The sequence below is a fragment of the Bradyrhizobium sp. WSM471 genome, assembly GCF_000244915.1.
Taxonomy (GTDB): Bacteria; Pseudomonadota; Alphaproteobacteria; order Rhizobiales; family Xanthobacteraceae; genus Bradyrhizobium.
Window position 1 is genome coordinate 4,209,955 of record NZ_CM001442.1, and the last position, 21,983, is coordinate 4,231,937.

General features: G+C 62.5%; 24 protein-coding genes and 1 pseudogene. 12 read left to right on the forward strand and 13 right to left on the reverse strand.

The features are described from left to right. The first annotated feature begins 124 nt into the window (after window positions 1-124). The 3 genes from epmA to BRA471DRAFT_RS18625 are packed head-to-tail and all read left to right on the forward strand — an operon-like array spanning window position 125 to window position 2,575. The gene (epmA, locus tag BRA471DRAFT_RS18615) at window positions 125-1,189 is read left to right on the forward strand and encodes an EF-P lysine aminoacylase EpmA (protein ID WP_007609946.1); all 1,065 of its coding nucleotides are present in this window, start codon (window positions 125-127) and stop codon (window positions 1,187-1,189) included. Beyond that, window positions 1,186-2,280 (forward strand): lysine-2,3-aminomutase-like protein, encoded by a 1,095-nt coding sequence (locus BRA471DRAFT_RS18620; RefSeq protein ID WP_007609947.1) that lies wholly within the window; start codon window positions 1,186-1,188, stop codon window positions 2,278-2,280. The genes epmA and BRA471DRAFT_RS18620 overlap by 4 nt, the downstream gene beginning before the upstream one ends. Window positions 2,281-2,323: 43 nt before the next feature. Then, window positions 2,324-2,575 (forward strand): hypothetical protein, encoded by a 252-nt coding sequence (locus tag BRA471DRAFT_RS18625; RefSeq protein WP_007609951.1) that lies wholly within the window; start codon window positions 2,324-2,326, stop codon window positions 2,573-2,575. Between the two features lie 54 nt (window positions 2,576-2,629). Here the strand turns inward: BRA471DRAFT_RS18625 and BRA471DRAFT_RS18630 are convergent, their stop codons facing one another. The 10 genes from BRA471DRAFT_RS18630 to BRA471DRAFT_RS18670 form a co-directional block, all read right to left on the reverse strand. Beyond that, entirely contained in the window at window positions 2,630-3,715 is a 1,086-nt protein-coding gene (locus BRA471DRAFT_RS18630; protein ID WP_007609953.1) for a 3-deoxy-7-phosphoheptulonate synthase, read from the reverse strand. A gap of 235 nt (window positions 3,716-3,950) precedes the next feature. Then, on the reverse strand, window positions 3,951-4,529 hold the full coding sequence (locus BRA471DRAFT_RS18635) for an HdeD family acid-resistance protein (protein ID WP_007609955.1): 579 nt from the start codon (window positions 4,527-4,529) through the stop codon (window positions 3,951-3,953). A gap of 74 nt (window positions 4,530-4,603) precedes the next feature. Next, on the reverse strand, window positions 4,604-5,644 hold the full coding sequence (locus BRA471DRAFT_RS18640; RefSeq protein WP_007609961.1) for a PrsW family glutamic-type intramembrane protease: 1,041 nt from the start codon (window positions 5,642-5,644) through the stop codon (window positions 4,604-4,606). A gap of 581 nt (window positions 5,645-6,225) precedes the next feature. Continuing rightward, window positions 6,226-6,483: a hypothetical protein gene (locus BRA471DRAFT_RS18650; RefSeq protein WP_007609964.1), complete on the reverse strand. Its 258-nt coding sequence runs from the start codon at window positions 6,481-6,483 to the stop codon at window positions 6,226-6,228. Window positions 6,484-6,587: 104 nt separating this feature from the next. Further along, window positions 6,588-7,214 (reverse strand): pilus assembly protein PilZ, encoded by a 627-nt coding sequence (locus BRA471DRAFT_RS18655; RefSeq protein WP_007609965.1) that lies wholly within the window; start codon window positions 7,212-7,214, stop codon window positions 6,588-6,590. Between the two features lie 165 nt (window positions 7,215-7,379). After that, window positions 7,380-8,027 (reverse strand): hypothetical protein, encoded by a 648-nt coding sequence (locus BRA471DRAFT_RS18660; RefSeq protein ID WP_007609966.1) that lies wholly within the window; start codon window positions 8,025-8,027, stop codon window positions 7,380-7,382. A 366-nt stretch (window positions 8,028-8,393) separates the two neighbouring features. Beyond that, window positions 8,394-8,669: a hypothetical protein gene (locus BRA471DRAFT_RS36935; protein WP_007609967.1), complete on the reverse strand. Its 276-nt coding sequence runs from the start codon at window positions 8,667-8,669 to the stop codon at window positions 8,394-8,396. A gap of 165 nt (window positions 8,670-8,834) precedes the next feature. Beyond that, window positions 8,835-9,008, reverse strand: coding sequence for a hypothetical protein (locus tag BRA471DRAFT_RS38925; protein WP_007609968.1), 174 nt, complete (start codon window positions 9,006-9,008; stop codon window positions 8,835-8,837). Between the two features lie 89 nt (window positions 9,009-9,097). Beyond that, on the reverse strand, window positions 9,098-9,424 hold the full coding sequence (locus BRA471DRAFT_RS18665) for a hypothetical protein (RefSeq protein WP_007609974.1): 327 nt from the start codon (window positions 9,422-9,424) through the stop codon (window positions 9,098-9,100). 189 nt (window positions 9,425-9,613) lie between these two features. After that, window positions 9,614-9,904, reverse strand: coding sequence for a hypothetical protein (locus tag BRA471DRAFT_RS18670; protein WP_231170939.1), 291 nt, complete (start codon window positions 9,902-9,904; stop codon window positions 9,614-9,616). A 406-nt stretch (window positions 9,905-10,310) separates the two neighbouring features. On the opposite strand from BRA471DRAFT_RS18670, the gene BRA471DRAFT_RS18675 reads away from it, so the two are divergent. The 3 genes from BRA471DRAFT_RS18675 to BRA471DRAFT_RS18685 all read left to right on the forward strand — a co-directional run bounded on the left by BRA471DRAFT_RS18675 (window position 10,311) and on the right by BRA471DRAFT_RS18685 (window position 12,396). Continuing rightward, the gene (locus tag BRA471DRAFT_RS18675; protein ID WP_035974997.1) at window positions 10,311-10,745 is read left to right on the forward strand and encodes a hypothetical protein; all 435 of its coding nucleotides are present in this window, start codon (window positions 10,311-10,313) and stop codon (window positions 10,743-10,745) included. Window positions 10,746-11,192: 447 nt separating this feature from the next. Next, entirely contained in the window at window positions 11,193-11,468 is a 276-nt protein-coding gene (locus tag BRA471DRAFT_RS39780) for a hypothetical protein (protein ID WP_007609978.1), read from the forward strand. 175 nt (window positions 11,469-11,643) lie between these two features. After that, window positions 11,644-12,396, forward strand: a complete 753-nt coding sequence (locus BRA471DRAFT_RS18685; protein ID WP_007609979.1) for an outer membrane protein — start codon at window positions 11,644-11,646, stop codon at window positions 12,394-12,396. 318 nt (window positions 12,397-12,714) lie between these two features. On the opposite strand, the gene BRA471DRAFT_RS18690 is transcribed toward BRA471DRAFT_RS18685, so the two are convergent. Next, complete coding sequence (locus BRA471DRAFT_RS18690) at window positions 12,715-13,224, reverse strand: hypothetical protein (RefSeq protein ID WP_245266038.1); 510 nt, start codon at window positions 13,222-13,224, stop codon at window positions 12,715-12,717. Between the two features lie 303 nt (window positions 13,225-13,527). On the opposite strand from BRA471DRAFT_RS18690, the gene BRA471DRAFT_RS18695 reads away from it, so the two are divergent. The 6 genes from BRA471DRAFT_RS18695 to fabI all read left to right on the forward strand — a co-directional run bounded on the left by BRA471DRAFT_RS18695 (window position 13,528) and on the right by fabI (window position 20,839). Further along, a complete protein-coding gene (locus tag BRA471DRAFT_RS18695; protein WP_007609981.1) occupies window positions 13,528-14,373 on the forward strand; it encodes a hypothetical protein in 846 nt (281 codons plus the stop codon). 94 nt (window positions 14,374-14,467) lie between these two features. Further along, window positions 14,468-15,556 (forward strand): AI-2E family transporter, encoded by a 1,089-nt coding sequence (locus BRA471DRAFT_RS18700; protein ID WP_007609982.1) that lies wholly within the window; start codon window positions 14,468-14,470, stop codon window positions 15,554-15,556. A gap of 70 nt (window positions 15,557-15,626) precedes the next feature. Next, the gene (locus BRA471DRAFT_RS18705) at window positions 15,627-17,849 is read left to right on the forward strand and encodes a DUF3141 domain-containing protein (RefSeq protein ID WP_007609986.1); all 2,223 of its coding nucleotides are present in this window, start codon (window positions 15,627-15,629) and stop codon (window positions 17,847-17,849) included. A gap of 22 nt (window positions 17,850-17,871) precedes the next feature. Next, window positions 17,872-18,834 carry a phosphate acetyltransferase gene (locus BRA471DRAFT_RS18710; protein WP_007609988.1) on the forward strand — a complete coding sequence of 321 codons (963 nt, stop codon included), beginning with the start codon at window positions 17,872-17,874 and terminating at the stop codon, window positions 18,832-18,834. A 5-nt stretch (window positions 18,835-18,839) separates the two neighbouring features. After that, window positions 18,840-20,054 carry an acetate/propionate family kinase gene (locus BRA471DRAFT_RS18715; protein ID WP_007609990.1) on the forward strand — a complete coding sequence of 405 codons (1,215 nt, stop codon included), beginning with the start codon at window positions 18,840-18,842 and terminating at the stop codon, window positions 20,052-20,054. Continuing rightward, a complete protein-coding gene (gene fabI, locus BRA471DRAFT_RS18720) occupies window positions 20,051-20,839 on the forward strand; it encodes an enoyl-ACP reductase FabI (protein WP_007609992.1) in 789 nt (262 codons plus the stop codon). Before BRA471DRAFT_RS18715 ends, fabI begins: the two co-directional genes overlap by 4 nt. 19 nt (window positions 20,840-20,858) lie before the next feature. On the opposite strand, the pseudogene BRA471DRAFT_RS18725 reads toward fabI, so the two are convergent. Further along, a pseudogene (locus tag BRA471DRAFT_RS18725) lies at window positions 20,859-21,317 on the reverse strand (MaoC family dehydratase). A gap of 13 nt (window positions 21,318-21,330) precedes the next feature. Further along, entirely contained in the window at window positions 21,331-21,981 is a 651-nt protein-coding gene (locus BRA471DRAFT_RS18730) for a 3-oxoacid CoA-transferase subunit B (protein WP_007609995.1), read from the reverse strand. Window positions 21,982-21,983: the final 2 nt, after the last annotated feature.

The window sequence follows — 21,983 nt, forward strand, 5'->3', positions numbered from 1 at the left end:
GACGTGGTCAAATTGATGGGGGACCTGGGGCCCCAAATCAGACCGCGGCACCCGTTTCGGGCCGCAACATACTGGTTTTGCCGTTGGATGCCAGCATTTTGCTGGCCTGCGGGACGGCCGGTTAATGGCTGGGGACAAGCCGATGTCGCCGTTCTGGTCCCCCTCGCGGCATCTCGACCGCCGGCCCTTCCTGCAGGCCAGGGGAGCCATCACCGGGGCTCTACGGGGATTTTTCGCCGAGCAGGGCTTCGTCGAGGTCGAAACCTCCGTTCTCCAGGTCTCCCCCGGCAATGAGACCCACCTGCACGCCCCCCGGACGGAGATCATGCGACCCGACGGCAGCCGTGTGAGTCGATATTTGCGGACGTCGCCGGAATTCGCCTGCAAGAAGCTGTTGGCGGCCGGGGAGACCCGGATTTTCGAGTTCGCCCGGGTGTTCCGTGACCGCGAGCGCGGCGACCTGCATTTGCCCGAATTCACCATGCTGGAATGGTACCGGGCAGGCGCCCCCTATGACGCCATCATGGCCGACTGCGTCGTCCTCATCGCCCGCGCGGCCCAGGCGACCGGTATCGGCGCCTTCGCCTTCCGCGGCAGGACCGCCGATCCCTTCGCCGAGCCTGAGCTTGTGACGGTAGCCGGCGCCTTCGAGCAGTTGGCGGGGATTGATCTGCTTGCGACCATTTCCGGGGGCGAGGGCGACCGCGCCGCGCTCGCCCGGGCGGCTGCCGGCAAGGTCCGCGTGGCCGAGGACGACACCTGGTCCGACATCTTCAGCAAGGTTCTGGTCGAGCATGTCGAGCCGCATCTGGGGCAGGGGCGTTTGACCATTCTGTTCGAATACCCATCTCCAGAGGCGGCACTGGCGCGCGTGAAGGCGGGCGATCCCCGCGTTGCCGAGCGGTTCGAGGTCTATGCCTGCGGTGTCGAACTCGCCAACGGCTTTGGCGAACTGACCGACGCCGAGGAGCAGCGCAAGCGCTTCACGCAATCCATGGCGGAGAAGCAGCGCCGCTACGGCGAAGCCTATCCGCTGGACGAGGACTTTCTGGCCGCGGTCGCGGCGATGCCGGAGGCGAGCGGGGTCGCGCTCGGCTTCGACCGGCTGGTAATGCTGGCGAGCGGCGCATCGCGAATTGATCAGGTAGTCTGGACGCCGCCCGCAAATGAAACGTTGAGCGAGACATGACGAAGAGCAATCTTGCACGGACATTGCGCGAGCCGGCCGAACTTGTGGCCGAACAGCTGGCGCCTGCCACAGCGCTGCCGGCGCTCGATCGCGTTGCGGCACGCTATGCGGTTGCGATCACGCCGGCGCTGGTCGATCTGATCGACAGGTCCGATCCCGACGATCCCATCGCGCGGCAATTCGTTCCGACTGCCGCGGAGCTGGAGATGCAGCCGGGCGAGAACGCAGATCCGATCGGCGATCATCCACACTCGCCGGTTCCCGGGATCGTGCATCGCTATCCCGACCGCGTGCTGTTCAAGCTCGTCCACGTCTGCGCGGTCTATTGCCGCTTCTGCTTCCGCCGCGAGATGGTCGGCCCCGGCAAGGAGAACGCGCTCTCGGATGGCGCCTATCGCGCGGCGATTGACTACATCCGCTCGCACGGTGATATCTGGGAGGTGATCCTGACCGGGGGCGATCCCCTGATGCTGTCGCCGCGGCGGATGAGCGAGATCATGGCCGATCTGGCCGGCATCGATCACGTGAAGATCATTCGCCTTCACACTCGCGTGCCGGTGGCCGAGCCCGCGCGCATCAGCGACGAGATGGTCGCTGCCCTGAAGGCCGAAGGCGCCACCACCTGGGTAGCGCTGCATGCCAACCATGCGCGCGAACTGACGAGGCCGGCGCGTGCCGCCTGCGCGCGGCTGGTCGATGCCGGGATTCCCATGGTGAGCCAGTCCGTGCTTTTGCGCGGCGTCAATGACAACGCGACCGCCCTGTCGGATTTGATGAGAGCTTTCGTCGAATGCCGGATCAAGCCCTATTATCTGCATCACGGCGATCTCGCGCCCGGCACGGCGCATCTGCGAACGACACTCGCCGAGGGGCAGAATTTGATGCGGCAGCTGCGCGGACGGGTGTCGGGACTGTGTCAGCCCGACTACGTCATCGACATTCCCGGCGGCGCCGGCAAGTCGCCGGTGGGGCCGAATTACGTGTTGCCGATGCAAAATACCGCACCCGATGCGCGTGATGCAGATCAAGAAACGCGCTATCGTATCGTCGATTATTGTGGCGACGTTCACCTCTATCCGCCCGAGACCTGAATGGTCGTGATGGAGATGCTGGCTTGAGGAATGGAGAGGTAAAATGAGAAGCATCATTTTGGCACTGTCGCTTCTGACGGTGTTCGGCAGCGCCGGCTTCGCGCAGACGGGAAGCAAGGGATCGACGTCCTCGGGGCAATCGGCGGGTTCTTTGCCGCCTGCACCCGTGGGCCATCGCCAGCCGCGCGTCGGCGACGTGCCGAACGAGAAGAACCTGAGCGACCCGAACGATCCCCTCAGCAAGGAAAATCAGGCGCTCGACAAGAAGATCAAGAGCATCTGCCGCGGCTGCTAGGCGCCGGAGCAGCGGGCAGGGTGCGACAGCCTCACCCCGCCCGCAATCGTTCGGTCAGGCGGAGCGCTCGTGCAGCCCTGCGCGCTTGGTGTTGCGCCGGATCTCGACCGCGTCAGCGAGCTGCTTGAGCACGGTTGCCGTGGTCGCCCAGTCGATGCATCCGTCCGTGATGCTCTGGCCATAGATGAGCGGCTTTCCCGTCACCACGTCCTGGCGTCCGGCGACGAGATTGCTCTCGACCATCACCCCCATGATGCGGTTCTCGCCACCGGAAATCTGCCCGGCGATGTCGGCCGTCACGAGCGGCTGGTTTTCCGGCTTCTTGCACGAATTGGCGTGGCTCGCATCGACCATCACGAGCGGTGCGACGCTCGCTTTCGCCAGATCGTTGCAGGCCGCTGCGACGCTTGCCGCATCGTAATTCGGAGTGCTGCCGCCGCGCAGGATGATGTGACAATCCTCGTTGCCCGCGGTTGAAGCGATCGCCGAGCGGCCGAGCTTGGTCACCGCCATGAAATGATGCGGATTCGAGGCCGACTTCACCGCGTCCGCCGCGATGCGCACGTTGCCGTCGGTACCGTTCTTGAACCCGACCGGGCAGGACAGCCCCGAGGCCAGCTCGCGATGAATCTGGCTTTCGGTCGTGCGCGCGCCGATCGCAGCCCAGGACACGAGGTCCGCAATGTATTGCGGCGTCGTCATGTCGAGAAATTCGGTGCCGGCGGGCAGGCCGAGATTATTCACCGCCGAGAGCACGTTGCGCGCCAGCCGCAGGCCCTTGTTGATGTCGAAGCTGCCGTCCAGATCAGGATCGTTGATCAGGCCCTTCCAGCCGACCGTGGTGCGCGGCTTCTCGAAATAGACCCGCATCACGATTTCGAGTTGGTCGTCAAGCTCTTCGCGCAAGCTCGCGAGGCGCTCGGCGTAGTCGAGCGCAGCCTTGGGATCATGCACCGAGCAGGGGCCGACGACGACCAGAAGCCGGTCGTCCTGGCCATTGAGGATCGCATGGATGGCGTTGCGTGCGGCCATCACCACGCGCGTCGCGGTGAGCGTGCGCGGGACTTCCCGCATCACCTCTTCGGGCGTGCTCAGCTCTTTCAGTTCGCGGATACGAAGATCGTCGGTCGTGCTCAGCACGGCGGGCTCCTGTCATGTTGAGACCCTGCCGGCCAATAAAAAAGCCGCCAGGTCTGGCGGCTTGTTCGGACGTTTGCTGCAATGTTTCAGATTGAGCGCGATCCTCCTGCCGCCAGCGAGCTGTCGTAGCTAAAGTACCAAAAATAGCTGGTGACCAGGGTGATCATGGCCAGTCATATAGCGCGCGATCGGCGGCTTGTCACCCCCCAATGGAGGGTGACGGCCAAGCGGCGCCTCAACTGTTGCTTTTGCGTGCCGCCAGCGCCATGCCGATCAGCGTGGCGCCGCCGAACAGCAGGTTGATGCCGACGAGGATGCCGATCGCCCATTCCGCCGAGCTCGGCAATCCCGTGATCACCATGAACGAGATCGCGATGTCGACGAGGCCCGAGATCAGGAGCCACGACCAGCGGCCGCCCGGCTCGCGGCGATGCTCCAGCGCGTACATGATGGTGGCGACGCCCTCGGCGAGGAAATAGGCGCCGAGCACGATGGTCAGCGTCAGCACGGCCTGCATCGGCCGGGCCAGCAGCAGCATGCCTGCGAGCACGGCGAGCGCGGCCGAGATCAGCGACCACCAGAAGCCCGGCGTGCTGCGCGCCCAATACGTCGCGATCAATCCGCCGATGCCGCTGATCAGGAACATCCAGCCGAGGAAGATCGCAATCGCAAGGCTTGCGAGCGGCGGCAGGATCAGCGCGGCAACGCCGAGCACCGCAAGCAGGATCCCTTCGAACAGGAAGGCCTTCCAATGTGCCTTGACCGTCCGGCTCATGGCGGATTGCAGCCGGGAAAGATCCTCAGGCGATGTCATGGGCAGGCTCCGGATCGAGAGGTGTGTGCTCGATCTAGTCTAGTACGTGCGCACCGCGCTTGCCATCCCGCGGTTCAGCCGCCGCCGTGCGCCGACGAAAAACCTTCGCCGCTGGTGCGGATGCGGTTGCGGCCGAGAACATAGATCGCGGTCGTGACGATCAGAAGTGCGAGGCCGAGCAGGATCGAGACCAGGCCGATCGGGATCAGGGCCAGCGTCAGATTGCGCTCGGGATTGATGAGCCAGTGATGGATCGAGGTCAACACGAAGGCAAGACCGAGAAAGCCGACGCCGCCACCGGCAAGCAGCAGCGCCCACATCCGGCGGAGCTGGCTGAGGCGCTCCCGCGCGACGTCGGTCCGGGGGGCGTGATGGCGCGCGACGCGCCGTACCAGTCGGATGGCGAAGGCGATCGAGCTGAAGCCGATCAGCAGGCTCGCGCCGCCCAACCACATCCGCAGCGTCGGATCGAGATCCGGCATGCGCTGGAGTGTGAGCAGGGGGAAGTCGAAGGCCGAATGCAAGGCGAGCGGGCCTGCGAAGATCAGCAGGCGGCTGGAGAGACGGGCCCAGTCGCGATGATGGCGGTTCGCACCCAGCGCCGTGCCAGCGCGCGCGATGGTTAGATAGGCGCCGGCGATGATGCCGAGCGCGCCGTGGAACGGCACCGTCAGCACGCTGCGCAAGGCGGCCAGCGAACGCCACATCTCGGCATGCTGGACGAGATAGGCGAGGTTCTCGTAGGCGGCGAAGCCGAGGCCGACCGCGGCGCCATAGACCACGCTGTCCATCGGATTGGCGAAGGTCCGCCGCTTGGTCGAGGCGACCAGCACGATGGCGATCACCTTGACCGCTTCCTCCGGCAGCGCGACGCCGAAGATCGAATGCATGGCCAGCGCCGCCCACGGGTTATCCGGGGCCGCGACCATCTTGGCGAAAGGGGCGCGGGCCAAGCCCAGCAGCGAAATGCTGGCCGCGCCGAGCAGGAACGCGGTCCAGACCTGGGCCGGCGGTCCCGGGCGTTCCTCGGCGGCAATGACAAGCCACAGCATCAGCAGCGCCGGGGCGATGGCGGCCGTTCCGATGACGGTGGGTAACGCTTCGATCAGGTACATCGGCGCCGAAAATAGGTTCCCTTGATCCGCTTATCTACATTCCCTGATGCGACCTTGTGTCATGCGCTCGCTGTCGGGTCTCTTAACAAGCGTGACAGCCTGCGTTCATCAGGATGGTCGCCGGGGTGTCGAATATGGAGCGCAATCAATCGCATGACAGAACCACCTCGTTATCCATGACAACGGTCGCGCGCCTGTCATCGGATCGCGATTGGTAAGTCAGATCAAGGCAATGTGCAGGTTTCTTCGATTCACGATGCACGTGTCGCCGCGGCAAGTCCAGAGCCGGGATTGCCCCGTCCGGGCAACGCATGGCCTCGCGGACCGGCCTAGTCACGCCCGGTCGCGCGGGAGGGCGACGCGGTCCGGCGGGCCCGGACTTGCTCCACCTCCCAGAAGGCGCGGATAAGGCACGTGCCGAGGCAGAGCACGATGAGCAACAGCAGGAAGGCCTGGTCGGCGGCAGGGATGTGAGTCATGGCAATGATAAAGCAACGCCCATGCCATACGTTCCCGCACGCGTCTGCCGCGGCTTGCGCCATCTGCAACGGCTGCCGATCCCAAATCCGCTTTTGACTGTCTCAATGCGTGGTGAACGGCGGCGGTGCGTCGGGCGCGACGTCGAAGGCGCCGAGATGGAATTCGTCGCCGATGGACGCGTCCGGCTCGGAATGCTGCGCCATCAGCGTGAACGCGGCCTGCGGGTATTGCCTCCAGATATCGAGGTCGCCGGCGGTGATGGTGAGCCAGCCGAACGTGTACATGTAGCGTCCGGGTTCGGTGACCCGGCCGACCTTGTCCCAGGTGATCTTATCGACTGTAATTTTCTCGACTGCCATTCGGTCCCCCGATCGCAGGTCTGCAGATGATGCCCGGCACGAGGCGCGGACCTTCAAAAGCTTATCTCGAAATAGGGCTGCGATAGGGCGGCGCGGCCGGCGGATCAGGCCGATTGCAGCATAGGCGAGCGGACGATCAGCCGGACGACGTCGTCCCGCGACTGCTTTTCCGCGAATTTGACCGCAAAGCCGTTTTCGAATTTGCGGATCACGCGCCCGACGCAAGCGCCGACCGCAAGCGGAGTTCCCACTGGCGGATCGTATTCGCAGGATATCGCGACACCGGCCGTGGAGACGTCGATGATGAAGCAAGCATGGGTGCTGCCGTCGGCGAGCGTCAGGAAGGTGTGCGCGACCTGCGGAACGAAGCGGGCGTCACGCCGCAGCTCCTGGACGCTGGCGTCCTTCTGCTTCTTCTCGAGCCAAGTCAGCTTTTCCGACATCCAGGCGCGCCGGGCCCGCGTCATCTCGAGCTCCATCAGGAAGCCCAATTTCAGCGTCGCGCTGATGGTGCATTGGAATTCGCCGAAATCCTGGAAGTAGGAGGTCACGCGCTCGCCGACCTTTCCGACCACGGGAACGTCGACCATCATCCGGAACGGCGACACGCGGCTGGTGCGGCAGGCGAAGGTTCGGAGCTTACCCTCGCAATCGTACCAGCGCGGCAGCGAGTAGCTGCCGCTCACGGTGACTTGCACGGCACGCTGTCTGAGGAACTCTGCGACGGACATGGGCGCCAATCGTGTTTCGGAGTGTTTCCGTAATTCCACGGTAACAAGCAAATTCTAAGCAAATGATACCGGCACTCACGAGCAGGGGTAAATTCTTGGTAAATGCGCGGATCCGGACGGGCGGCATAGCGCCGCAATTATGAGGCACGTGACCTCACGATCGCGTCATCCGAGCAGCGCCAGCAGGGCGAGCACGCCGATGGCCAGGACGAGCTTGATCGTCGCGCAGGCCAGGCTGTCCGGTCTGCTCTCAAGTCCGAACCACGGCAATGCATGCCGCATCGCACGCGTCGCAAATGCTTCGACGATGGCGAGCAGAAGAGCGATTCCGGCGAGGAAGGACCATGATGCGTCCGGCAGCATCCATGCCGCGAGCCACGCGGGGACGGACGCTTTCATCGATGCCAGCAGCGCGAACCATCCGAACAGGGATACGAAGCCCTTGATGATTTCGGGCCCGACCGTGCCAGGCTCGAGACGGATGCCGATCTTTCCAAGAGCGAGTTCGATGCGCTCGCCATCGCTGAAGAAGAGGAAGGCGCCGAGATAGAGAGGGACGCGCGACTGAAACAGCAGCGCGATGATGCCGAACAGGACGGCGTAGCCGAAAGCGTCACTGACGACGGTCGTGCCGGCCCTATGCAACGGCTCCGACACAGCCGTGGCCCGAGGCCCCGATCTGGCGCGCGCCATGTGTTCCAGCATTCTGGCGCGCCGTTCCGGCGCGTAGGCTGCCGAGCGGTGGATCCATGGCGGCGGCGCCGGCGAGGCGATCCCGGCCTGGTCGTCCGAGGGAGATTTATGCTGCGCCATGGGCCTGCATCCGGTTCCAACAGGACATTGGTCGGCGGCGAGGGCGGGGAGGTTCATGCGGAGCGGCAGATTTCGCCGTGTCATCAACGGCCGGATGATGGCGCTCCCCAGCGCCGTCGAACGAAAATTGAGTGTCTGGAATCAACCACTTACGTCGACCGAGCGCATATTGGGCCGGACGCAACGTAAGACGAATGGTTGATCCTCGGCGGCTCCTGTTTTCGGCAGTTTCCACACACCCACGACCAGCAGTAATTCCAGCGAGTTCTGGCAAGCTCACCGGCGCTCTGGCAAGGGAGGGTCGTAGCATCCTGCAAGGGGTTCATCCCGCAGGATGCGGTACTGAGAGCCGGTGACCCCCCGCTATCAGCGGCAGACGTAGCTGCCATTGACGAGAACGCGGACACATGCCGTGCCGACCGCGGCCGCACCGACTGCCGCGCCGCCTACGACCGCACGCCTGGTGGTGCGGCGTGCAACGCCGGCTACCGACACGGGTGTCAAGGGGCGTCCGACCCGTGCTTCTGCCCGGCCGAGCGAGAGTGAAAGCCCTTCGTCGGCCGACCAGCCGATTGAGCCGGACACTCCGAGGGCGATCACGGCACCTGCGAGTGATAATTTTGTGAGCAAGCCACGCTTCATGATGGTCTCCGTCCTGTGAGAGTGAATTTCGATCGCTCCACGGTTCGCTGCTCGGACCATTGATCAAGGTCAAGGAATCGCAAGAAAACGATGCAGCTGGTAAGCGCGAGCAACACGCGAAGGCGCTTCCTGCAGAATGGGCGGAGCGAGAGCTTCTTCGACTCTTTACTTCTGCACGCAGAGCGGTCTCAGCGTCTCGTCGCTGCTGCGCGCTTTCGCGTATTCCATCAGCGCCGTCCGGGCCGCTTCGCAACGCTCTGCGCTTGAAAACTCTTGTGTCGATATGACGGCGCCATTCGCGACGCCGAGCCAGCTGATGACGACCAGAACATAGGTCATGGTATTCTCCCCCTCAGCCGTCGATCTCCTGAGCGCAGATTAGCGCGAGAGGCGGCTTAACGAGCGCCGCCCATCGCGCCATTATCAGTCTATTGGCACACATACATGATGCCATCACCGCCCTTCACCAGCGAGCCTGGGACGCACCCGATGCCGTTGCGCGCCGCATAGTCGGTCCAGCCGCTATAGCCGTAGCTCCATGGCCCGCCGGAGTAATAGGCTCGCACGGCGTACCAGGGCAGACTCTCGTTAGTGTAGTAGTGTCCACGATAATAGGGAGTGACGTACAACCTCGTCGCCGCTTGCGCCTTGTCGAGCCCCAGCGAAATTCCGTCTTGGTCGTTCCAGCCGATGGCCAACGTCGTTCCGCATACGAGGGCGGCAACGGCAATCTTCCTTGCGCTCGTTGATTTCATGGACCTTCTCCAAAAATGAACTCTAGCGTCACAACACCAACGCAGTACCAGGGCAGCTTTAGATCAAGGGCAAACAAATCGCATCCGCTTCGTCTTCGACTTTGCCGGGTCAAGTTCGAAGCAAGTTAAGTGAATCTGGATGACGAAGTTCTGACGTCCGATCGTGCGAACGCTTCTCGCTGGAATGCGTCATGCAGTCGGCGACAAGCTCCGAGCCGGCATGACGCCTCTTGATCTGCTCTTCATCATCTCTGCCGTTTCGTTCGTGGGCTCGTGTTGCGCCTCGATCAATTTGGTGAACGCGAAGAACAAGCGGGCGGTGATGCCACCTTTCGATCGGTGTTCATCATGAAGCCTCTCGGCCGCCAAGCGTGACCAGCTTCTTGCCTCGGCCATCCAGACCGTTTGGTTTGCCGGATCCTGCCTTGCAAGTTTCCGACAAAGTACTGCGCGCGAACTCAGCTCGAATTGACTCATCATCGGCCCTCCCTGCCAGAAGCTCGATGTACGCGGTGAGAATTCTGCGTTGCGTGCAACATCTCCGCAATTGCCCATCCGGTCATTGTACCAAGGGTCATGTCACAGCCACTGACCGAGCCGTGCGATATTGCGCGAGGCGGTGCTGCGAAAATTCAATTTGTTGATCTGGCTCAAGCGCCGCAGCATTTGAACGCGGTGAACATTAGCCTGCTGCAGCCGTGCGTGCGCTTACCAGTGAAGCGCCGCCCATGCATCAGCAAGTGGTCCACCAGGGGCGCGCCGCGGCGGAAGCAACGGCCGCTCGATTTAGGCAGCCACGCCCATGCAGGTTGCATTTCTTCGCCAATCTTGCCGCCGTGGCCCGTTGCTTGCCAGACGAAGATCTGCGGCGGCAATGGCGCCGACAATGCCCATCTCGCGGTATGTGTTCTATGTCGGCGGTACGTTGCTCGCGATGCTCTTCGTTGTGGACGCCCTGGTGCCGGATCGGCCTGCCATCCACGGTGGAGCTGCGCGCTCCGCCCCCATCCGCATCCATTCCGATCGGAAATTGCCCGAGCGGGTCATTCTCGACACTAGCCTGCCGACGATTGTCGCAACCGACATCGCCAAGGCCGAGCTTGGTGCCCTGCCGGGCGCCGACCTCCCACAGATTCGTGTTCGCGAGGCCTTTGCTCAGCTAGTAGCACCCGATGCCGAACGACCGCCAGCGCGTCCGCCGACAAAGGCTGATGTGAAGCCGCAGCGTCAAAACAAAAGTGCGAGGAGGCACATCGAAAAGAAGATCCGGCTCGTCGCGCGGCCGCCGCAGTACGGCTGGTTTGGCAACCAGGTTTGGTGAGCGTCTCCGATGGTCGCATCTTCGGAGTGGGGCGCTCGCCATTGATCCTATCAACGAGTGAACGTCGAGGCATTGCCCATCAAACGTCCTTCAAGATCGGGAGTAACTGACATGAGTGAAACGTCAAGGTTTGAACGAATCGATCGTCGCGGGGCTCTTTCATTGCTCGGATGGGCCGCTGTACTCGGATTGGCCGCATCCGGCACGGTGCTGTTAGCAACAGAAGTGCCGGCTCAGACGATCGGAATGGAGCGACGCCAGGAGAGGCGGGGAGCCCGCCACGAGCGGCGTCAGGAACGGCGCACGGGCCGGACTGAACGCCGCCAGGAAAGGCGTACCGGGCGCACGGAGCGCCGTGAAGAGCGGCGCAACTAGGACGCCGACATGATCTCACCCATCATCGTTCGCCGGCAGATGTCTGCTTGATCGCGATCCGGAAGCTGGCGGATGCCGCAGACCTGGTACGTAACATTCGAGGTGCAGAAGCGTGGGACCTTGCCGAAGCGGCGAAGTCCACGGGAGACACGCACGTTCGAGAGCGAAGCCGAGGCGCGGGCTTTCGCGCGAGAGAAGTTCAATGAAGGATTGATCGTGTTTGCTGGCACGCTCAATCCCTTTTTGCCGCGACGGCTGATTCCCTCGAGCGACATTCCGTCCTGGATAGAGCAAGACCAACGCGACGAGATTGCCGGCCACGATGCCAAGCGCGACCCGGAGAAATAACCCGCATGTCTTGGTGCATCATGCCGATGTTGCGTTCGAAATGTCTTGAGTGTTGCCATTTTGGCACGTGGAGTTTGTGCCCTCGCCCGTAGAGTTTCAGCTGGAAGTTGGGGGACGATTGCAGTGCAACAAGCCGCCGTTCGAGCAATTAAAAAGCGGCCGGCAAGGAGAGAGCATGATGAAAAGACTTCTGCTGACAACAATTGGTTTGGTGGCGCTGGCCATGGGACCCGCCATGGCTGCCGATATGGCCGTGAAGGCGCCGCCACCGGCACCGATCATTCCGATCTACAATTGGACGGGGTTCTACATCGGCGGCAACGGTGGCTGGGCGCAGAACCACAACTGCGTCGATTTCCTTGACGCGGCTGGCGTCGCCGTCGCCTCCGGCTGCCGCGATCGATCCGGTGGCGTTATCGGTGGCCAGCTCGGTTATCGCTGGCAGGCCAGCCAGTGGGTGTTTGGTCTGGAGGCTCAGGGCGATTGGGCGGATCTCAGCAACCAGCGCGTCAGCCTGTTCGATCCGACGCTCTCCACGCGCGCCAAAACGAGCGCCATCGGCCTCTTCACCGGCCAAATCGGCTACGCCTGGAATGCGTCACTGTTCTACGTGAAGGGCGGCGCTGCGGTAACAGACAATCGTCTCAGCGTGCTTGATACTGCGACCGGCGCCGAGCTCGCGGCGCAAAGCGCAACCCGCTGGGGTGGTGTCATCGGTGTCGGATTCGAGTATGGCTTCACCCCGAACTGGTCGGTGGGTCTCGAATACGACCATCTGTTCATGGGGCACCGGAATAATTCGTTCACGGTCGCTGATCCGCGACTTGCTGCTTTCGTGAACGACCGGATCACCCAGGACGTGGATATGCTCACCGTGCGCTTCAATTACCGCTTCGGAGGGGCCAACCCGGTCGTCGCGAGGTACTGAGCTCTCCAGAGTCTGACGTCTTCAGGGGGCCGGCAGTCATGTCGGCCCTCATTTTTGTGGTCTCATCGCGCAAGCCAGTCAGGGTCTGCCGGCGCGATCGACCGGACCGCCGCGGTTGGCCGGAGTGCCGGGCCGCACCGCTTCTCGTGCGGCAGCGCGCGCGACGGGACGCACTCCCAGGACCACGCCCGGTCTTGCGACGCAATGCGTGGGGTGGTTCACGTATTGGCAGTATACGCGACGGCGTTGGCGCTTTCAGGGCTCGCGAAGACGAGCCCGGGCACCAAGAGCGCGTGCTCAGGAGAATCCGAGGCAGATCTACCAGCCGGAATAGTAGCTCCGCCTCGCGTAGTAGCCGCCATAACCGCCATAACCGCCATAACCGCCATAGCTACCGTAGGCGCTGTAGGCATTGGGCGGACAATACTCATAGCCGTATCCTCCGCCGTAAGAGGAGTATCCGCCGCCGTAGGAGGGATATGCACCATAGTAGCCGGAACTTGCGATCGCGCCGCCGACCACAGCGCCCGCGATCACTGCACCGGAGCCCCAGCCGCGGTAGCCTCTATATCCGTAACCTCTGTAGCCATATCCGACGCCGCGATATCCCAAACCACGATAGCCCAATCCCGCTCCGCGGTAGCCTCCGCCCCATCCGCCGCGATAACCCCAGCCTCCGTAGCGCACCTTCACCACGTCATTATCGAGCGTGGCTCTCATAGCGCCGACGTTGGTCGGCAAGGGCGCTGCTTCGCTTCCGGCCACAAAAATCATGGTGGTCGCGACACTAAGAATTGCTGCAAATGCTCCTTTGATGAACTTCATCATATCCTCCACTGGTTTAAATCTCGACTGACCGGCGAGAGAAGAATTCCGTCACGCCGGCGGCACGACCGTGCACATGAAACGTTTGCGGTCGTTACCGGCTTGGCCTTGATTTGAATCAACGAGCGAGCTTGGAGGCCGTGAGCGGCTCCGGCCGATCACGGGTCCGCTTGCCCGAGGTGCGGCACCCGATGGATCGTCCTTAGGTCGCAGAGCGCGGCGGGCTTGAAGAACCTGCGAATATCGCGAACATTAATCGCAACGGCTTGATCTGCATCGTCGACAATACCATAGCGGAGAGACCTGATGATCACAGTTCCGGAACTGGTGTCGCAAGCTCTGGGCGCGTTTCTGACGACGGAAACCAAGGACCGGTTCGGCGCCTCCCATGCCGGCCTGACCGAACTGCTTCCGTTTGCAGCCAAGCTCACGATGGAGTGCATCGGCAACAGCGATGCTCTCTATCATAACATCGAGCATACGTTGCTCGTGACCCTTGCCGGGCACGATATCCTAACGGGGCGCGCGCTGCTCCGGCCCACGACGGCAAACGACTATGCGAATTTCATTCTGGCGTGCCTTACCCACGACATCGGATACGTCCGCGGCGTCGTTCAGGGCGATGAGGATGATCTGTTCATCGCGGACGTCACCGGCAGAACGGTTCGTCTGCCGCGAGGATCGTCCGATGCAGCTCTCGCGCCATACCATGTCGATCGGTCGAAACTGTTCGTGCTGGAGCGGCTGGATTCCGTTGAGCTGCTGGATGCCGACCGGGTTTCCCGGGCGATCGAATATACCCGGTTTCCTTACGCGATGTCTTCGAATGACAGCCTCATCGAAGAGGAGGGATTGCTGTTGCGGGCCGCCGATCTCATCGGTCAGCTCGGCGATCCCAACTATCTGAAGAAGTCGAACGCGCTGTTCTACGAGTTCGAGGAGATCGGTCTCAACAAGACCTTGGGCTACGCGACGCCGGCGGATATCGTCTACAAATATCCTCAATTCTATTGGGGCAACGTCGCTCCTCAGATCCAGCAGGCGATACGTTATCTCAATGTGACCTCGCGCGGCCGGCAGTGGATCGCGAGTCTGTACGGCAACGTGTTTCGGGCCGAGCGTGAGCTGAACCTATCCGGACCGCAGCCCTAGAAGAGCGCGCGCTCGTTGATCTGGATCAAGCCAGCTGAGCGAGGGGACTGGCTAACTCGCTTCAGCATGCGCAGCATGAGCTGAAGGCGAGTCCGTGAAAACACTCCGCCAGATATTCTCCGGAGACGAGATCATCCAGCTTTTGATCCGGCTGGGATTGCTGGGGCTGTTGCTCATCTGGGCGCTCCTCCTGGTCCGCCCATTCGTGCCGATATTGGCCTGGAGTGTCGTGCTCGCCGCTGCGCTGAACCCGGTGTTTCGGCGCCTCAGTGACATTCTCGGAGGACGACCGAAGCTTGCAGCGACGATCCTCACGCTCATCAATCTCGCGGTTGTGATCGGGCCCGCGACGTGGCTGGGCCTCGGAGCGGTCGACGGCATCACCGATCTCGCAGCCCAAATGACGGCTGGTGAACTGCATGTTCCATCCCCGCCGCAGTCTCTCAAGGACTGGCCCATCGTCGGGCCTCAACTGTTCGATCTCTGGGACCAGGCGACGACCAATCTCCGGTCGCTCTTGCGCCCAGTGCTGCCCTATCTAAAGCCATTTGCGGCCACCCTGCTTGGCTTTGCCGGCAATGCCGGCGTGGGAACGGTCAAGTTTCTGCTGTCGGTAGCGGTGGCTGGGGTGCTGTTTCCCTATGGACCTCAGCTCGTGGCTGCGGGGCGCGGCTTTCTGTCACGCATCGTGCCGGACCAGAGCGAGCATTTTCTGGACTTGGCGGGCGCGACCATCCGCGCGGTGGCTCAAGGTGTAATCGGTGTCGCGGTCATTCAAGCCTTGCTGGCCGGCATCGGCTTCAAGCTGGCCGGTATTGCCAGCGCGGGGCTTCTGGCGTTTGTGGTGCTGTTGCTGTCCATCGTGCAGATCGGCGGTACGATCGTGATCCTGCCAGTCATCATCTGGATTTGGACCGACAAGGAATTCTCCATCGCACTGCTGCTGACGTTGTTCCTTGTGGCCGTCGCCGTACTCGACAACGTCCTGAAGCCGCTTGTCATGGGGCGCGGGCTGACCACGCCGGCGCTCGTCATTCTGATCGGAGTGATCGGGGGTACTCTCTTCCACGGCATACTCGGTCTCTTCATCGGACCAATCATTCTATCTGTTGTCTGGGAGCTCACAGTGGCCTGGATCCGGACGGAAGGTGCTGCGCCGGTGCAACTGGCGGCCAAGCGTTGACCTATATCAAGACCGCCAAATACAGCGGGCTTTGGATGGATCGACACGACGATAAGGCCGGAGAACGTGGATGGAAATGTCTGTATTGCCCGGTGGCCCGATGTCCGGGTTCGTCGCCTCGGCGGTCGAATACATGGTGGATGCAGGACAACGGAGCATTCTGTTCCTTGATGTGATGCGCCGGCGCGGTGATCAGTATCGAGAGCACGTCGCTCAGACCGCTCCTCACGTCTTGCAATACGCGGCCGAGTTGATCATCGATGGCCGTCAGCTGAACGAACCCGTCAACTACGCGCTTGTCCGCATCATCCCGCCAGCAGGCGTGGAGATTGATCCTGCGCGGCGGCCGTTCATCGTGATCGATCCGCGCGCCGGACACGGGCCGGGCATCGGCGGATTCAAGGCCGACAGCGAGATCGGCGTCGCCATGAAGGCGGGGCACCCCTGCTACTTCGTCGGTTTCCTGCCGGAGCCAATGCCGGGACAGACGATCGAGCGCATCGCTCGCGCCGAAGCCAGGTTCGTCGAGGAGGTCATCAGCCGCCATCCGGACGCCGACGGCAAGCCCTGCGTGATCGGTAATTGCCAGGCCGGCTGGGCAGTCATGATTCTGGCATCTCTACGGCCTGAACTGTTCGGGCCGCTGATCATTGCCGGTGCACCGCTCGCCTACTGGGCGGGCGTGCATGGCAAGTATCCAATGCGCTATTCGGGCGGCTTGCTGGGTGGAAGCTGGCTGACGGCCCTTGTCAGCGATCTCGGCGCCGGCAAGTTCGACGGCGCCTGGCTGGTGCAGAACTTCGAGGGCCAGAATCCTTCGAACACGCTCTGGACAAAGCAGTATAACGTCTATTCGAAAATCGACACCGAAGCCGAGCGTTACCTCGACTTCGAACGCTGGTGGGGTGGACACGTCAACCTTAACGCCGAGGAGATCCAGTTCATCGTCGATGAGCTCTTTGTCGGCAACAACCTTGCCTCCGGCAACATCAAGATGTCTGACGGCGAGCAGGTCGACTTGCGCAACATCAGGTCGCCCATCGTGGTGTTCTGCTCGAAGGGCGATAACGTCACGCCGCCGCAGCAGGCGTTGGACTGGATCCTCGATTGCTACACCGACGTCGACGACATCAGGGCGTATGGGCAGACGATCGTTTACACAGTTCATGAAAGCGTCGGTCATCTCGGCATCTTCGTCTCCGGGGGCGTCGCCAAGAAGGAGCATGCCGAATTCTCCAGCAATATCGATCTGATCGATGTGCTGCCGCCCGGACTCTATGAGGCGACCTTCGAAGCCAAGGGCGCCGACACCACGCATGCCGATCTCGCAGCCGGACAATGGGTGATGCGCTGCGAGGCCCGGACGCTCGACGACATCCGCGCCATGGGCGGCAATTCGCCCGAGGACGAGCGGCGCTTCGCCGCGGCCAAGCGGGTCTCCGAGCTCAATCTTGCGGCTTATCGCAAATTCGTGCAGCCGTGGATTAGGGGCATGGTTGCGCCGCAGACGGCGGACTTGATGCGCAATCTTCATCCGTTGCGGACGCAGTATGAGGCGTTCAGCAGTCAAAATCCGTGGATGAGCGCGGTGAAGTCAGTCGCGGAAGGAGTGGAAGAGAACCGCAAGCCAGTTTCGAAGGATAATCCGTTCCTGGCGTTCCAGGAGCAGCTCTCCAAGCAGATCGTTCATGTGTTCGACAGCTGGCGCGATTCGCAGGAAGCAATGAGTGAGGCGATCTTCCTCAATATCTACGGCTCGCCTGCGCTCCAGACCGCGCTTGGTATAGATCCGAAAGCCGAACCCTCGCGCCCGCGCGAGATGCCCGCCGAGCATCGTGCCCTGCTCGATAAGCGGGCCGCTGAACTCAGGTCCTCGATGGAAAAAGGAGGGCTGCGCGAAGCGGCGCTTCGTGCCCTGCTGTATGTCGGTTCGGCGAGAGGAATGGTCGACGAGCGGAGCATCGAGGCGTTGCGTCTGGTTCGCCGCGACTACGCCGGAGCGCGATTGACTCTGCCCGAGTTCAAGACGCTGGTGCGCGAACAGTTCTTCATGCTGCTGATCGATCGCGAGGCCGCCTTGGCCGCGATCCCGAAGCTGTTGCCTGACCACGTCGATCAACGCCGCGAGGTCTTCGCCGCGATCAGCGAGGTGCTGTCCGCCAGCGAGGAAATCACGGGCGAGCGCGCAATTCGCCTGCAGCAGATCGCGGCATTGTTTGGCCTTGAGGCTGGTGAACAGCCGGGGAGAGCGTCGAATATCGCCCCTTTCGATCCCAAGGCGAAGGCGTCGTAATACTCGTTGGAAGGACGGCCACATGTCAGCCGATGCCACGCAGACACAGCCCGCGAGCAAGTACGACCGCCTGATCGCCGCGGCGAGGGCGGTGCCGCCGACCCCGACCGTCGTCGTGCATCCCTGCGACGAGACATCGCTGCGCGGCGCCGTCGAGAGCGCACAGGCCGGCATCATTCGGCCGATCCTGGTCGGGCCCGACAAGAAGATCCGGGATACGGCCGCCAGGCACGGTCTTGACGTTGGCGCGTTCGAGATCGTCGATACCGCGCATAGCGAAGCATCGGCCGCTCGGGGTGTCGAGCTGATCCACGCAGGCAAGGGGGAGCTGCTGATGAAGGGCAGCCTGCACACGGACGAGCTGATGCGCGCCGTCACCGCCAAGGCCGGCGGACTGCGCACCGACCGGCGCATCAGCCATGTCTTCGTCATGGACGTGCCGGCCTATGCCGAAACCATCTTCGTCACGGATGCGGCCATCAACATCTTCCCGGATCTCGATGCCAAACGCGACATCATCCAGAATGCAATCGATCTGTACGTGCAAGCCGGCTTCGGGAAATCGCCACGCGTCGCGATTCTGTCGGCGGTCGAAATCGTCACTTCCAAGATTCCGTCGACGATCGAGGCCGCGGCACTCTGCAAGATGGCGGACCGGGGCCAGATCACCGGCGGGATACTTGATGGGCCGCTGGCGTTTGACAATGCAATCGACGAAGAGGCGGCGCGGATCAAGGGGATTAAGTCCGAAGTCGCCGGCCGGGCGCAGATCCTGGTGGTTCCCGACCTCGAATCCGGCAATATGCTGGCGAAGAATCTCGCTTATTTCGCCAAGGCTGACGGCGCGGGCGTCGTGCTCGGAGCCCGGGTGCCGGTCGTTCTGACGTCGCGTGCGGATTCGCCGCGCGCACGGATGGCCTCCTGTGCGGTTGCAGCCCTGTATGCCCATGCACGGCGCCAGCATGCTCCCACGATCGCGGCGTGAGCGCCATGGATACCATCCTCGTGGTCAATGCCGGCTCCTCCAGTGTCAAGTTCCGGATCTATTCTATCGAGAACGAAGGAATGCTGCGGCAGCAGCTTAAGGGGCAGATCGACGGCATCGGCAGCCGTCCCCGTTTGCGGGCGAGCGGCACTGAGGGTGATCCGCTCGCCGATCGCGCCTATCCGATCGATGCCGTGCCGGACGTTCCGGCCGCAATGGACATCGCCGGCGCGTGGCTGCGGGACGAGCTTTGTATCCGTCCTATCGCGGTTGGTCACCGCGTCGTTCACGGCGGGCCGGACTACGACCGTCCGATCCAGATCGACCATGGTGTCGTGACCCGGCTGGAACGGTTTGTCGCGCTGGCGCCGCTGCATCAGCCACACAATCTGGCGCCGATCCGCTCGATTCTGGCCAATTTTCCGGAGCTGCTGCAAGTCGCCTGTTTCGACACCGCCTTTCACCGCACGCATAGCGCGGTCGCCGACCATTATGCGATCCCGTATGGGCTTCATGCCGAAGGCGTGCGTCGCTACGGGTTTCACGGCCTCTCGTACGAATACATCGCGAAGACCTTGCCGAAGATCGCGCCGAAGATTGCGAAGGGACGGGTCATCGTCGCTCATCTCGGGAGCGGCGCGTCGATGTGCGCGCTCAGCGGCGGGCAAAGCATCGAAAGCACGATGGGCTTCACCGCTCTCGACGGGCTCCCAATGGGAACGCGCCCTGGTCAGATCGATCCGGGCGTCGTGCTCTACCTGATCTCGGAGAAAGGGATGTCGGCATCCAACGTTCAGAATTTTCTTTACCGCGACTGCGGCCTGAAGGGACTGTCCGGCATCAGCAACGACATGCGCGAGCTCGAGGCCAGCGACAATGTCAACGCCAAATTGGCGATCGACTATTTCGTCTACCGAACCGGGCTCAACGCAGGCATGCTCGCAGCAGCACTGCAAGGTCTTGATGCGTTCGTCTTCACGGCTGGCATTGGCGAGAACTCCGCCACCCTCCGTGCACGTATAGCCGAGCAACTGAGATGGCTTGGTGTTACCCTCGATCAGGCGGAAAATTCCCGTCATTCGCGACTGATATCGGGCTCAAACAGCCTGATTCCGGTGTATGTCGTCCCGACGGACGAGGAATTGATGATCGCGCAACATACGCTATCGCTGCTGATGAAACGGCCGACCACCAACGTCAGACAGGAGAGGGCGTCATGATTCCCGTGTTTCCTGATACCAAGATTGCCCTGAAGGGAAAAAAGGGCCTCGTCGTAGGCATCGCCAACGACCAGTCGATTGCATGGGGCTGCGCCAAGGCCTTTCGCGCCCTCGGCGCCGATATCGCCGTCACCTACCTCAACGAGCGTGCGAAGAAGCACGTCGAGCCGCTCGCGCAGGCGCTTGGGGCTCCCATCTTCATGCCGCTCGATGTCATGGTAGAGGGGCAGACCGAAGAGGTGTTCGCGCGGATCGAGAAGGAGTGGGGACAGCTAGATTTCCTGCTGCATTCGATCGCCTTCTCACCGAAGGAAGCCTTGCACGGACGTGTGGTGGACGTCGGCCGCGACGGGTTTCTGAAGACGATGGAGGTCTCCTGCTGGTCCTTCATGCGCATGGCTCATCTGGCCGAGCCGCTGATGAAGAACGGCGGCACCATGTTCACCATGACCTATTACGGCAGTCAGATGGTGGTTGAAAATTACAACGTGATGGGCGTGGCGAAGGCCGCGCTCGAAGCGTCGGTGCGCTACATTGCGGCCGAGCTCGGACCCAAAGGAATCCGCGTGCATGCGATCTCGCCTGGACCGCTCGCCACGCGCGCCGCCTCGGGCATTCCGGAGTTCGACGAGCTGATGGACAAGGCGCAATCGAAGGCACCATCGCGCAGCCTCGTCAGCATCGACGATGTCGGGAACGCCACTGCGTTCCTGGCGCTCGACGGCGCCAAGCTCATCACGGGCAGCGTTCTCTACGTCGACGGTGGTTATCACATTATCGATTGAGAAGAGACCGGCGCGTTGCTCAGCGATAGTGCAGGGCGATCAGTTCGGCGACGCAGGCCGGTCGTTTGCCGCCCTCGATCTCGATAACGAGATGATAATTCACACGCAGGCCGTCGGGAGGCACGTCCTCCGTCTCGGCAACGCTGACGCGGCCGCGCAGCTTCGATCCCGCCTGGACCGGCGAAAGGTACCTGATCCTGTCCGCGCCGTAGTTCAGGGTGTTACGCAGCCCCTTCAGCCCCATCACCGAGCGGATGAACATCGGCGCAAGCGCCAGCGACAGCAGCCCGTGGGCGATGGTGGTGCCGCCGGGCATCTCTTTGCGTGCGCGCTCCTAGTCGACGTGGATCCATTGCTCATCGCAGGTAGCTTCCGCAAATCTGTTGATCCGATCCTGCGTGACTTCGATCCAGTCGCTGGCACCGATCTCGGTGCCGACGGCGGATCTAATCTCATTGAAATCGCCGAATATCCGCATGCGCACCACCCGGTCAGATCATCATTTCCGGGACGTGGTCGGGAACGATGAGGTCGGCGTCCGTGACCGCCATGACTTCGCCGATCGTAATGCCGGGCGCGGTCTCGAGCAGCGTTGCCTTGCCCCCGGCAAAGCCGATCACTGCCATGTCGGTGACGACCAGGCTCACGGGCCGCACCGCGGTCAGCGGCAAAGTACATTTCGCGACGATCTTGGACTTGCCCTTTGCCGCGTGCTGCATGGCGACGATGACGCGCTTGGCGCCGCTGACGAGGTCCATTGCGCCGCCCATGCCGGGCACCATCTTGCCCGGAATCGTCCAGTTAGCGAGATGGCCGTGTGCATCGACCTGGAGACCTCCAAGCACGGTCACATCGACATGACCGCCGCGAATCAATCCGAATGACATTGCGCTGTCGAAGGTCGACGCGCCGGGCAGTGCGCTGATCGGACGTCCGCCGGCGTCCGTCAGCGCCGGATGTGCCAAGCCTTGCTCGGGGATCGGCCCGGTGCCGATCAGGCCGTTTTCTGATTGGAAGAACACCTTCAGGTCGGCTGGAACGTAGTTTGCGACGAGCGTGGGGATGCCGATGCCGAGATTGACGAGGTCGCCGCTCCGGAGCTCCTTGGCCACGCGCCGAGCGATCAGGGTCTGCGGATCCATGA

What these genes read in the sequence shown, in the direction of transcription:
- BRA471DRAFT_RS18650 (WP_007609964.1), bottom strand. Translation starts at nt 6,483, where the DNA reads ATGGCAGTCGAGAAAATTACAGTCGATAAGATCACCTGGGACAAGGTC.
- BRA471DRAFT_RS18670 (WP_231170939.1), bottom strand. Translation starts at nt 9,904, where the DNA reads ATGATGAGTCAATTCGAGCTGAGTTCGCGCGCAGTACTTTGTCGGAAA.
- epmA (WP_007609946.1), top strand. Translation starts at nt 125, where the DNA reads ATGGCTGGGGACAAGCCGATGTCGCCGTTCTGGTCCCCCTCGCGGCAT.
- BRA471DRAFT_RS18695 (WP_007609981.1), top strand. Translation starts at nt 13,528, where the DNA reads ATGATCACAGTTCCGGAACTGGTGTCGCAAGCTCTGGGCGCGTTTCTG.
- BRA471DRAFT_RS18685 (WP_007609979.1), top strand. Translation starts at nt 11,644, where the DNA reads ATGATGAAAAGACTTCTGCTGACAACAATTGGTTTGGTGGCGCTGGCC.
- BRA471DRAFT_RS18730 (WP_007609995.1), bottom strand. Translation starts at nt 21,981, where the DNA reads ATGGATCCGCAGACCCTGATCGCTCGGCGCGTGGCCAAGGAGCTCCGG.
- BRA471DRAFT_RS18675 (WP_035974997.1), top strand. Translation starts at nt 10,311, where the DNA reads ATGCCCATCTCGCGGTATGTGTTCTATGTCGGCGGTACGTTGCTCGCG.
- BRA471DRAFT_RS18640 (WP_007609961.1), bottom strand. Translation starts at nt 5,644, where the DNA reads ATGTACCTGATCGAAGCGTTACCCACCGTCATCGGAACGGCCGCCATC.
- BRA471DRAFT_RS36935 (WP_007609967.1), bottom strand. Translation starts at nt 8,669, where the DNA reads ATGAAGCGTGGCTTGCTCACAAAATTATCACTCGCAGGTGCCGTGATC.
- BRA471DRAFT_RS18635 (WP_007609955.1), bottom strand. Translation starts at nt 4,529, where the DNA reads ATGACATCGCCTGAGGATCTTTCCCGGCTGCAATCCGCCATGAGCCGG.
- BRA471DRAFT_RS18660 (WP_007609966.1), bottom strand. Translation starts at nt 8,027, where the DNA reads ATGGCGCAGCATAAATCTCCCTCGGACGACCAGGCCGGGATCGCCTCG.
- BRA471DRAFT_RS39780 (WP_007609978.1), top strand. Translation starts at nt 11,193, where the DNA reads ATGCCGCAGACCTGGTACGTAACATTCGAGGTGCAGAAGCGTGGGACC.
- BRA471DRAFT_RS18655 (WP_007609965.1), bottom strand. Translation starts at nt 7,214, where the DNA reads ATGTCCGTCGCAGAGTTCCTCAGACAGCGTGCCGTGCAAGTCACCGTG.
- BRA471DRAFT_RS18625 (WP_007609951.1), top strand. Translation starts at nt 2,324, where the DNA reads ATGAGAAGCATCATTTTGGCACTGTCGCTTCTGACGGTGTTCGGCAGC.
- BRA471DRAFT_RS18665 (WP_007609974.1), bottom strand. Translation starts at nt 9,424, where the DNA reads ATGAAATCAACGAGCGCAAGGAAGATTGCCGTTGCCGCCCTCGTATGC.
- BRA471DRAFT_RS18690 (WP_245266038.1), bottom strand. Translation starts at nt 13,224, where the DNA reads ATGATGAAGTTCATCAAAGGAGCATTTGCAGCAATTCTTAGTGTCGCG.
- BRA471DRAFT_RS18715 (WP_007609990.1), top strand. Translation starts at nt 18,840, where the DNA reads ATGGATACCATCCTCGTGGTCAATGCCGGCTCCTCCAGTGTCAAGTTC.
- BRA471DRAFT_RS38925 (WP_007609968.1), bottom strand. Translation starts at nt 9,008, where the DNA reads ATGACCTATGTTCTGGTCGTCATCAGCTGGCTCGGCGTCGCGAATGGC.
- BRA471DRAFT_RS18620 (WP_007609947.1), top strand. Translation starts at nt 1,186, where the DNA reads ATGACGAAGAGCAATCTTGCACGGACATTGCGCGAGCCGGCCGAACTT.
- BRA471DRAFT_RS18710 (WP_007609988.1), top strand. Translation starts at nt 17,872, where the DNA reads ATGTCAGCCGATGCCACGCAGACACAGCCCGCGAGCAAGTACGACCGC.
- fabI (WP_007609992.1), top strand. Translation starts at nt 20,051, where the DNA reads ATGATTCCCGTGTTTCCTGATACCAAGATTGCCCTGAAGGGAAAAAAG.
- BRA471DRAFT_RS18705 (WP_007609986.1), top strand. Translation starts at nt 15,627, where the DNA reads ATGGAAATGTCTGTATTGCCCGGTGGCCCGATGTCCGGGTTCGTCGCC.